General features: G+C 68.2%; 7 protein-coding genes. 3 read left to right on the top strand and 4 right to left on the bottom strand.

The features are described 5' to 3' along the window. Positions 1 to 102: 102 nt before the first annotated feature. The 4 genes from DMX10_RS26715 to DMX10_RS26700 form a co-directional block, all read right to left on the bottom strand. Positions 103 to 336 (bottom strand): zinc ribbon domain-containing protein, encoded by a 234-nt coding sequence (locus tag DMX10_RS26715; protein WP_111263940.1) that lies wholly within the window; start codon positions 334 to 336, stop codon positions 103 to 105. Positions 337 to 416: 80 nt separating this feature from the next. Further along, entirely contained in the window at positions 417 to 2,882 is a 2,466-nt protein-coding gene (locus DMX10_RS26710) for a TonB-dependent receptor (protein ID WP_111263939.1), read from the bottom strand. A 205-nt stretch (positions 2,883 to 3,087) separates the two neighbouring features. Beyond that, positions 3,088 to 4,053: a FecR domain-containing protein gene (locus DMX10_RS26705; RefSeq protein ID WP_111263938.1), complete on the bottom strand. Its 966-nt coding sequence runs from the start codon at positions 4,051 to 4,053 to the stop codon at positions 3,088 to 3,090. Continuing rightward, positions 4,053 to 4,559 (bottom strand): sigma-70 family RNA polymerase sigma factor, encoded by a 507-nt coding sequence (locus tag DMX10_RS26700; RefSeq protein ID WP_111263937.1) that lies wholly within the window; start codon positions 4,557 to 4,559, stop codon positions 4,053 to 4,055. Before DMX10_RS26700 ends, DMX10_RS26705 begins: the two co-directional genes overlap by 1 nt. A gap of 235 nt (positions 4,560 to 4,794) precedes the next feature. On the opposite strand from DMX10_RS26700, the gene DMX10_RS26695 reads away from it, so the two are divergent. From DMX10_RS26695 to DMX10_RS26685, 3 genes are all read left to right on the top strand, one after another. Continuing rightward, positions 4,795 to 6,411, top strand: a complete 1,617-nt coding sequence (locus tag DMX10_RS26695) for a phosphoethanolamine transferase (RefSeq protein ID WP_111263936.1) — start codon at positions 4,795 to 4,797, stop codon at positions 6,409 to 6,411. Continuing rightward, a complete protein-coding gene (locus DMX10_RS26690) occupies positions 6,411 to 6,989 on the top strand; it encodes a class I SAM-dependent methyltransferase (protein ID WP_111263935.1) in 579 nt (192 codons plus the stop codon). Before DMX10_RS26695 ends, DMX10_RS26690 begins: the two co-directional genes overlap by 1 nt. Before the next feature lie 130 nt (positions 6,990 to 7,119). Further along, complete coding sequence (locus DMX10_RS26685) at positions 7,120 to 9,186, top strand: LTA synthase family protein (RefSeq protein WP_111263934.1); 2,067 nt, start codon at positions 7,120 to 7,122, stop codon at positions 9,184 to 9,186. Positions 9,187 to 9,362: the final 176 nt, after the last annotated feature.

Here is a 9,362-nt window from a genome sequence, read left to right as displayed (position 1 = left end):
GGGCGAAACCAGAAGCGCCAGCAAAGCTCGGCAATCAGCTGGGCTCAAGTCCTCTAGCAACACACCGCCAATAAAGTCGCGTTTACGGTGGGCATCGGGCGTTCAGCGATAGATGTAGGCGAGGGTGCCGGCGATGATGAGCACCACGGCGACCAGGGTACGGGCCACCCAGGGCGCGGCGAGCCAGACGCCCGCCACGCCGGCCACCTGGCCGATGCTCCTCTCCGAGAGCAGGCGCGGATTGGCACCACCCTTGATCGGGTAGCCGCATTGCGGGCAGCTCGGGGCCTGGTCGGAGATGGAGTGTTTGCATTCGGGGCAGTCGATGAGGGCCACGTCGGGAACGCCTTGTCAGTGATCGTGCAGACCTACTGACAAGGTGTGGGTGGCCCGGTTCAGCAGCCTGTCGCATCCACCTAGAAGTCGAGGGTGGCCGAGACCTTGAGGGTGCGCGGCGCGCCCTGGGTCAGGTAGCCGCCGTAGGCGGATTCCCAGTAGTCCTCGTTGGCCAGGTTCTCCAGCCCGGCGCGCAGGGTGATGTCGTGCTCGTCCAGCCTGAAGGTGTAGCGCGCGCCCAGGTCGACACGGGTCCAGGCGGGGATGCTCAGGGCATTGCCCGTGTCGTAGTACTGGCCGCCGGTGCGTTGCAGCAGGGCGTTGACTGCCAGCCCATTCACACCGGGCACATCCCAATCGGCGCTGAGGTTGTACTGGAACTCCGGCACGCCCACGGCGCGGTTGCCGTCGTTGGCGCCGTTGGTGGTTCCCGATAGTTCGGTGTCCATCAGCGTGCCGCCAGCCAGCAGGCGCAGGCCCGTGAGCGGCTCGCCGAAGACGCTGAACTCGATGCCCCGGTTACGTTGCTGGGCGTCCACCCGGTAGTAACCGTCGCCGCCGATGAGCCCCTGGGGCTGTTCGATTCGATAGATGCTGAACTGTGCGCCGAAGGAGCCCTGGTCGAGCTTGATGCCGGCTTCGATCTGCTTGGTGCGGTAGGGCGCGAACATCTGGCCGGCGGGATTCAGGGACGCCGCCGGCGCAATCGGACCCGGGGCCAGGCCCTCGATACGGTTGGCGTAGAGAGAGATCGAGTCGGTGGCCTTGACCACCAGGCCGTAGACGGGGGTGGTGATCGAGTCGTCGTAGTTGGACGTGCGGACGCCTGCGGTGGACCAGCCATCGGTGGCGATGGACTGGCGACGAATGCCCAGGGTCAGCAGGGCACGATCATCGAAGAAGCCCAGGGTGTCGGAGACCGCCACGCTGCGCGCTTTGCTGGAACCCGTCTTGCGCGGGTGGTGCAGGTCGCCGTTGGGCGTTGCCGTCGGTTCGGGGCTGGGGAAGGGGTCGTAGAGGTTGCCCGGCAGGCGATTGGTGAGGCTGGTGGACTGGTTGGCGCTGCGGTATTCCCGCCAGTTGCCGGACAGCCCGAGGTTCACCTGGTGGCTCACCGCGCCGGTATAGAAGTGCCCGCGCAGCCCGCTGCTGACGCTGTTGCTTTCCTCATCACGCGGAGCGTATAGGCGGCCGACACGGGCGGTGCCGCTCGGGTCGCTGACATAGAGGGAGGAGTAGACGCCGTTCTCGCGGGTGTACTTGCTGCCGACCGTCAGGTAGCTGCTCCAGCTGTCGTTGAGGTCGTACTCGGCGTTGAGCATGCCGTAGGTGTCTTCCAGCTGCGACCAGGCCCAGGGCTGGGAGTAGCTGTGGTTGGCATCTGGCACCTTGGGGGTCTTGTACAGGCTGGCGCCGGGGACCAGGTAGACCACCGAGCGGCCGTCGTTGATGCGCTGCTTCTGGTAGCCGAAGTCGCCGGACAGGCGCAGGCGGTCGCCCCGGTAGTCGAGGCCGACGCTGAACAGGCTGAAGTGCTGGTGCTCGTCGTCCACCGCGGTCTCGCCATCACGCTTGGCCATGTTGACCCGCACGCCGAAGCGGTTGTCCTCGCCGAAGCGCTGGCCGAAGTCGACGTGGCCGCCGACGCGGTCGTCACTGGCGTAATCCAGGGTCAGGCTGCGGGTGGGCGCGTCCTCGGCGCGCTTGGGCACCACGTTGATATTGCCGCCGATGCCGCTGCCACCCGGGGACACGCCGTTGAGGAAGGCGCTGGGGCCTTTGAACACCTCGACGCGCTCCACCGACTCGGTGGCGATGATCTGCCGGGGCAGCACGCCGTACAGGCCGTTGAAGGAGATGTCGTCGCTGAACAGGGCGAAGCCGCGGATCACGAACACCTGGGAGAAGTTGCCGAAGCCGTAGGACTGGCGCACCGTCGGGTCGCTGCGCAGCACGTCGCCGATGTTCTGCGCCTGGCGGTTCTCGATCAGCTCGCGGGTGTAGCTGGAAAAGCTGAAGGGCACGTCCTGCATGTCCTGGTTGCCCAGCATGCCGATGCGCGCGCCCCGTGCCACCTGGCCGCCGGCGTAGCTTTCCGGCAGGCCGTCGCCGCGCAGCGCGCTGTCGCTGATGGTGGTCGCGCCCAGCTCCAGGCCTCCGTCATTGGTCACCGGCACCAGGGTGTAGCCGCTGCCGCTGCTGGCGAGCTGGTAGCCGCTGCCGGCGAGCAGCGCCGCGAAGCCGTCCTGTACGCCGTAGCTGCCTTGCAGGCCGGGGCTTCGCTGGCCATCGAGCAGGCCCTGCTGGAACGACAGCGGCACGCCGGCCTGGGCGGCGAACTGGGCGAGCACATGGCCCAGCGGCCCGGGGCCGATGGCGTACTGGTGCGTGGCGGTCTGCTGCGCGAGTGCCTCGGCCTGGGCCGGCTGGGCGAACGGTGCCGCGCAAAGAGCGAGGCCGATGGCCAGGCTCAGCGCGTGCAACGGAAGACGGGGCGGAGCCGGTGGGGTGGCGGAGCGACGCTGCTGGGGCGACCACGAAGTCATGCTGCTTTCCTGTCGACGCTTGGATGAAAGGGGTTCATCCAACACACCGGACGAGATCGAAAAAGGTGTCAGGGGAGCCTGAAAATAATTCCGAGAGGCCGTGGGGCCCCGGCTACCTGGGGGTTCGATCCGTGAGGTGAAGCGGCCTGCGGTCCTCCTGCAGGGCGTTGCGTCCGTGGGGGTTGGCGCCTGACTGGACGCGCGGTCAGGCGGGTGTCGTCGGCTCCAGGGTCACCCAGTAGCGGGTCAGGCGGGTGAGGGTGACGGGCAGGGTGTCCTGCAGCAGGCGCAGGCTGGCATCGGTGTCGCGCAGCGGGAAGGCGCCGGAGACACGCAGGTCGGCGATACCCGGGTGGCAGCGCAGCACGCCGGGGCGGTAGCGCCCCAGTTCGCCCACCAGCTCGGCCAGGCGCATGTCCTGGGCCAGCAGCATGCCGGTTTCCCAGGCGCTGGCCGCCGGGTCGAGGGGCGCGCTGGGCAGCAGGAGGTCGCGCTCGAAGGCGGACTGCCGGCCGGCCTCGATCACCTGCGAGTCGCCACGCCCGGCGTTGCTGATCCGTACCGCGCCTTCCATCACCGCCACGCGGCAGCGCGCGCCATCGAGGCGCAGGGCGAAGCGGGTGCCCAGCGCCTGGGCGACGCCCTGGGGCGTTTCCACCAGGAACGGCCGTGGCGTGGGGGACGGGTCCCTGGCGGTGGTGATCAGCACTTCGCCGCTGAACAGGCGCAGGCGCCGGCTCGTCGCGGTGAAGGCCACGTCCAGGGCGCTGGCGGTGTTGAGCAGCAGGCGGCTGCCATCGGGCAGGTGCAGGTCTTTCTGTTCGCCGGTGGCGGTGCGCAGGTCGGCGCTCCAGTCTTGCCAGGGCAGCTGGCGCCAGGCCGTCCAGGCGACCGGCGCGGCGAGCAGCAGCATGCCCAGGCGGGCGATGGCCTGGCGGCGACCGAGCCCTTTGCGCGCGGCGCGGTCCAGGGTCTGCAGCGCCAGGTTGCCGGGCAGGTTGCGGAAGTCGCCGAGGATGCTTTCGGCGCGGGTCCAGGCCTGGGCATGTTGCGGGCTGCGGTTGCGCCATTGCTGGATGGCGCGGTGGTCGTCCTCGGTGGCGCTGCCGGAATGCAGCTGCACCAGCCAGTCGGCGGCCTCGCCGAGGATCTGCGGGTCGATGCGGTTCATCAGGCCACGCTCAGGCAGGCGAGGAAGGCATCGCGCATGTAGCGCTTGACGCTGGCCAGCGACACGCCCAGGCGCGTGGCGATCTCGGCATAGCCCAGGCCTTCGAGCTGGGACAGGAGGAAGGCCTGGCGGGTCTTCCCGGGCATACCGGCCAGCAGCGCCTCGATGCGGCACAGGCTTTCCAGGATCAGCAACCGGGTCTCCGGGGAGAGCACCTCGGGCTCGGGCAGGTGGGCGATGCTTTCCAGGTAGGCCTGCTCGATGTCCTGCCGCCGCCAGCGGTCGATCACCAGGCCCTTGGCGATGTGGGTGAGCAGGGCGCGCGGTTCGCTGCCGAAGTCCCGGCCCGCCTGGCGGCCGAGCAGGCGCAGGAAGGTGTCATGGGCCAGGTCGGCGGCATCCCAGGCGTTGCCCAGGCGCCGGCTGAGCCAGGCGTGGAGCCAGCCGTGATGGTCGCTGTAGAGGGTGTGGATCTGACGGTGGAGGGTCTGTTCGGCTGCCGGCATGGGCTACTGCGTCCGTCCGGGCGGCCCGCGCCTGGATGTAGATAAGAATTGATCTCATTCTATATTCGCGCCCGGAAAGCTGGCAATCGCCGTGGCGGGCCGGCGGTCGCCCCCGGAGGACCGATGCGTTTGCCGTCGACGTTTCCACGAGGTTTTTTTCACGAATTCTTGACCGACCGCTACCTAGGCTGCGAGCCGTCACCTGCAACTCCTGCAGGGCCGTCGAGCGTCGTCCATGCTGAAAAACCTCCGGTTGCGTCCCGAAGCCCTGACCCTGCTGGTCAGCGTCGCGCTGCTGCTGTTCTACAACCTGCCGCTGTGGCGGCACGTCACTCAGATCGTTCCCGACCCCTGGCTGCGCGTGGTCTTCGGCCTGCTGGTGGTGCTGATCTTCAACCTGGTGTTGACGCTGTTCTCCTTCCGCTGGGTGTTCAAGCCCTTGCTGACGCTCGTGCTGCTGGGCAGTGCCGGGGTGCTCTACTTCATGACCCAGTACGGCGTGGTGGTGGACGTCGAGATGCTGCGCAACGTCGCCGAGACCAACGTCAGCGAAGTGGGCGACCTGCTGACCCTGAGGTTCGCCGGCTTCCTGCTGGCATTCGGCGTGCTGCCCGCCTGGCTGCTGTGGCGCCTGCAGATCGGCCACCGGCCGCTGCTGCGCGAGCTGCTGAGCAAGCTGCTGGTAATGGCGGCGTGCCTGGTGGCCCTTGGCGCGATCGCCCTGAGCAACTACCAGGCGCTGGCCTCCCTGTTCCGCAACCACCACGAGCTGCGCCTGATGGTGGTGCCGAGCAACTACCTGGGCGCCTCGTTCAGCTACCTGCGTGGCCAGTTCGCCCGGCCGGCCGAGCCGATGCGCGCCATCGGCACCGATGCCCATCGCGCCGCGGCCTGGCAGGGTCACGCACGCAAATCGCTGACGGTGCTGGTGCTGGGGGAGAGCGCCCGTGCCGCCAACCTCGGCCTACTCGGCTACGGCCGCGACACCACCCCGCTGCTGGCCCGCCAGGCGGGCCTGACCGCCTTCACCCAGATGCGCTCCTGCGGCACCGAGACCGCCGTGTCGGTGCCCTGCATGTTCTCCAACCTCACTCGTAGCGGTTACAGCCATGACCGCGCCGCATCCCAGGAAGGCCTGCTGGATGTGCTCAAGCACGCCGGCCTCGCCGTGCGCTGGCGCGACAACCAGTCCGGCTGCAAGGGCACCTGTGACCGCGTGGCCTTCGAAGATCTGAGCAACGCCAGGGACCCGGTCCTCTGCGCCGACGGCGAATGCCAGGACGCCATCCTCCTGCAGGGCCTGCAGGGCTACATCGACACCCTCAAGGACGACAGCGTGCTGGTGCTGCACCAGATGGGCAGCCATGGCCCGGCCTACTACAAGCGCTACCCCGCGGCCTTCGAGCGCTTCACCCCGGTGTGCCGCAGCGCCACCCTGAGCGACTGCTCGCGGGAGAGCATCGTCAACGCCTACGACAACACCCTGGTCTACACCGACTACGTGCTGTCCAGCCTGATCGACCTGCTGCGCAAGAATCAGGACCGCGTCGACACGGCGATGATCTACCTCTCCGACCACGGCGAATCCCTTGGCGAATACAACCTCTATCTGCACGGCACGCCCTATGCGATGGCGCCGGACGAGCAGAAGCACGTCGGCCTGCTGACCTGGTTCTCCGAGGGCTACCAGAAGGACTTCGGCCTGGACAACGCCTGCCTGGCGACCCGCCGCGACGAGCCGGTGAGCCAGGACAACCTGTTCCACTCCATGCTCGGCCTGCTGCAGATCGAGACCGGCGAATACCAGCGCGGCCTCGACCTCTTCGCCCCCTGCCGGAGGTCGGCGTCCTGATGCCTCTCTCCCCCTGGTTCGGGCGCTGGCGCCAGCGGCAGATCGCCCGACGCGCCCTCAAGGCCGCCGGCGAGCCCAACCTGGTGCTCGACCTGCCGTGCGGCCTGGGGCGTTCCTGGGCGCTGCTGGCCGAGCACCCGAACCGCTTCATCCTCGCGGCCGATCCTTCGCGGGAAGTGCTCGATCGCGCGCTCGCCACCCGCAGCGGGCCGCTGGTGGAGAGGGTGCGTGGCTTCCAGGCTTCGGTGCTGGCCATCCAGCTGCCGGAAAACGCGGTGGACAGCATCCTCTGCCTGCAGTCGCTGAGCCGCCTGAGCCCCGAGCAGCGGCTGCTGGCCCTGCGCGAGCTGCGCCGGGTGACCCGCGACACGCTGATCCTCTCGCTGCCGGTGGACGGCAACCTGGAGGCCTGGCACTGGCGGCGGCATCGGGGCGAGGAGGGCGACACCGTACCGCCCCTGCGCCGCGACGTGCTGGAGGACGAATTCCGCCAGCTCGGCCTGCAGGTGCTCTCGCATCAGGACTTCCTGCCCGGCTGGGCGATGGTCCGCACCTACGTCCTGCGCAAGGACGGCTGATGGAAAAAACTGTTACCGCTGAACCTTTCCCATTTGGCTTACCTAAGCACTATCATCGCGCCTCTCCGGCATCCCGCTTCGGACGCCCGGCCGTTCGCATTTCCTCTTCCCACTGGATGGACTCCGAGACATGAGCAGAACCCGCAGCCCTTCAGGTGCCTACCGCCCGACCCTGGGCAGCCACCTGGCCTTCACCCTGTCCTGCGGCCTGGTTTTCCTGGCGATGTACACCCTGTTGCGCGGCGCATTGCTGGTCTACAACCGTGAGCTGATCGGCGCCACGCCGGCCGCCACCTTCGTCGAGGCCTTCTTCAACGGCCTGCGTTTCGACCTGCGCCTGACCATCTACGCCCTGGCGCCGCTGCTGTTGTCCATCCCCTTCGCCGGCGCCATGGCCGCGCGCCGCCTGCACCGCGTGTGGCTCACCGGTTTCGCCAGCATCACCCTGTTCTTCGGCCTGCTGGAGCTGGACTTCTACCGCGAATTCCACCAACGCCTGAACAGCCTGGTGTTCCAGTACATGAGCCAGGACCCGAAAACGGTGCTGAGCATGCTCTGGTACGGCTTCCCGGTGGTGCGCTACCTGCTCGCCTGGGCCGTCGCCACCTGGCTGCTGTTCAAGCTGTTCCAGTGGATCGATCGCCGCAGCCGCCCACGCAGCGAGCCCGTTGCGGGCGGAAGCGGCCGCACCGCCCTCGCACCCTGGTACCTGCGCGCCGGGGTCTTCGCCCTGGTCCTGGTACTCGCCGTGGTCGCCGCCCGGGGCACCCTGCGCCAGGGGCCGCCGCTGCGCTGGGGGGATGCCAATACCACCGACTCCGCCTTCGCCAACCAGCTCGGCCTCAACGGCACGCTGATGCTGATGAACGCCGCCCAGGCGCGCTTCTCCGAGACCCGTGACAACCAGTGGAAGGCCAGCCTGCCCGAAGGCGAGGCCCAGGACGTGGTCCGCGAGATGCTGCTGACCCCGCACGACCAGTTGGTGGACGAGGGCAGCGCCGCCGTGCGCCGTCTGCTCACCCCCGATGCCAATGGCAGCCTGCCGGTGCGCAACGTGGTGGTGATCCTCATGGAGAGCCTGGCCGGGCACTACGTCGGCGCGCTCGGCGGCAAGGGCGACATCACTCCCAACTTCGATCGCCTGAGCAAGGAGGGGCTGCTGTTCACCCGCTTCTTCTCCAATGGCACCCACACCCACCAGGGCATGTTCGCCACCATGGCGTGCTTCCCCAACCTGCCGGGCTTCGAGTACCTGATGGAGCAGCAGGAGGGCACCCACAAGTTCTCCGGCCTGCCGCAACTGCTCAGCGCCCGCCAGTACGACGACCTGTACGTCTACAACGGCGATTTCGGCTGGGACAACCAGCTGGGCTTCTTCGGCAACCAGGGCATGCGCAACTTCGTGGGGCGCAATGACTTCGTCAACCCGGTGGTCTCCGACCCGACCTGGGGCGTCTCCGACCAGGACATGTTCGACCGCGCCGCCCAGGAGCTTAGGGACAACTACGGCAGCAAGCCCTTCTATGCGCTGCTGCAGACCCTCTCCAACCACACGCCCTACGCCCTGCCGGCGCAGCTGCCGGTGGAACCGGTCACGGGCTTCGGCTCCCTGGACCAGCACCTCACCGCCATGCGCTATTCCGACTGGGCCCTGGGGCAGTTCTTCGAGAAGGCCAAGCAGTCGCCGTACTACAAGGACACGCTGTTCGTGATCGTCGGCGACCATGGCTTCGGCACGCCCGAGCAGCTCACCGATATCGACCTGTACCGCTTCAACGTGCCGTTGCTGCTGATCGCCCCCGGCATCCAGGAGAAGTTCGGCGCGCGCACCGACGTTGTCGGCACGCAGGTCGATGTGGTGCCCACCATCATGGGCCGCCTCGGCGGCGAGACCCGCCACCAGTGCTGGGGCCGAGACCTGCTGAGCCTGGCGCCGGAAGACAAGGGCTTCGGCGTGATCAAGCCCTCGGGCAGCGACCAGACCGTGGCCATGGTGGCCGACGGGCGCATCCTGGTGCAGCCGCGCGGCGCCGATCCGCTGCTCTACGACTACCGCCTCAACAGCGAGCAGGGCGCGACCCGCGTCGAGGACCCGCAAGCGGTGCAGGCCATGAGCCGTCGCCTCGAAGCGTTCATCCAGGTGGCCACCAAGAGCCTGCTGGGCAACACCACCGGCGTCGTCGACGCCAAGCCCTGACCCCGCCGCCCCGGAGCCATTCCGGGGCGCGTTCCTCCCCACCACGGTGCCGCGCTTCTTCGGGGCGTGGCCCTGGCAGAGTCGCCAACACATCTGGCATGCAGGGAAAAACCTGCCTGGCTCCAAGCGGTAAGAATCGGCTGACCGTCGCCCAACTGGCTGCGCTCTACACGGGC

Origin of the sequence: Pseudomonas sp. 57B-090624, assembly GCF_003234055.1 — a bacterium.
GTDB classification, from domain to species: domain Bacteria; phylum Pseudomonadota; class Gammaproteobacteria; order Pseudomonadales; family Pseudomonadaceae; genus Metapseudomonas; species Metapseudomonas tohonis.
Note: the sequence above shows the minus strand (reverse complement) of the source record. Positions and strands in the feature narration are given on the sequence as shown.

What these genes read in the sequence shown, in the direction of transcription:
- DMX10_RS26710 (WP_111263939.1), bottom strand. Translation starts at nt 2,882, where the DNA reads ATGACTTCGTGGTCGCCCCAGCAGCGTCGCTCCGCCACCCCACCGGCT.
- DMX10_RS26705 (WP_111263938.1), bottom strand. Translation starts at nt 4,053, where the DNA reads ATGAACCGCATCGACCCGCAGATCCTCGGCGAGGCCGCCGACTGGCTG.
- DMX10_RS26700 (WP_111263937.1), bottom strand. Translation starts at nt 4,559, where the DNA reads ATGCCGGCAGCCGAACAGACCCTCCACCGTCAGATCCACACCCTCTAC.
- DMX10_RS26695 (WP_111263936.1), top strand. Translation starts at nt 4,795, where the DNA reads ATGCTGAAAAACCTCCGGTTGCGTCCCGAAGCCCTGACCCTGCTGGTC.
- DMX10_RS26690 (WP_111263935.1), top strand. Translation starts at nt 6,411, where the DNA reads ATGCCTCTCTCCCCCTGGTTCGGGCGCTGGCGCCAGCGGCAGATCGCC.
- DMX10_RS26685 (WP_111263934.1), top strand. Translation starts at nt 7,120, where the DNA reads ATGAGCAGAACCCGCAGCCCTTCAGGTGCCTACCGCCCGACCCTGGGC.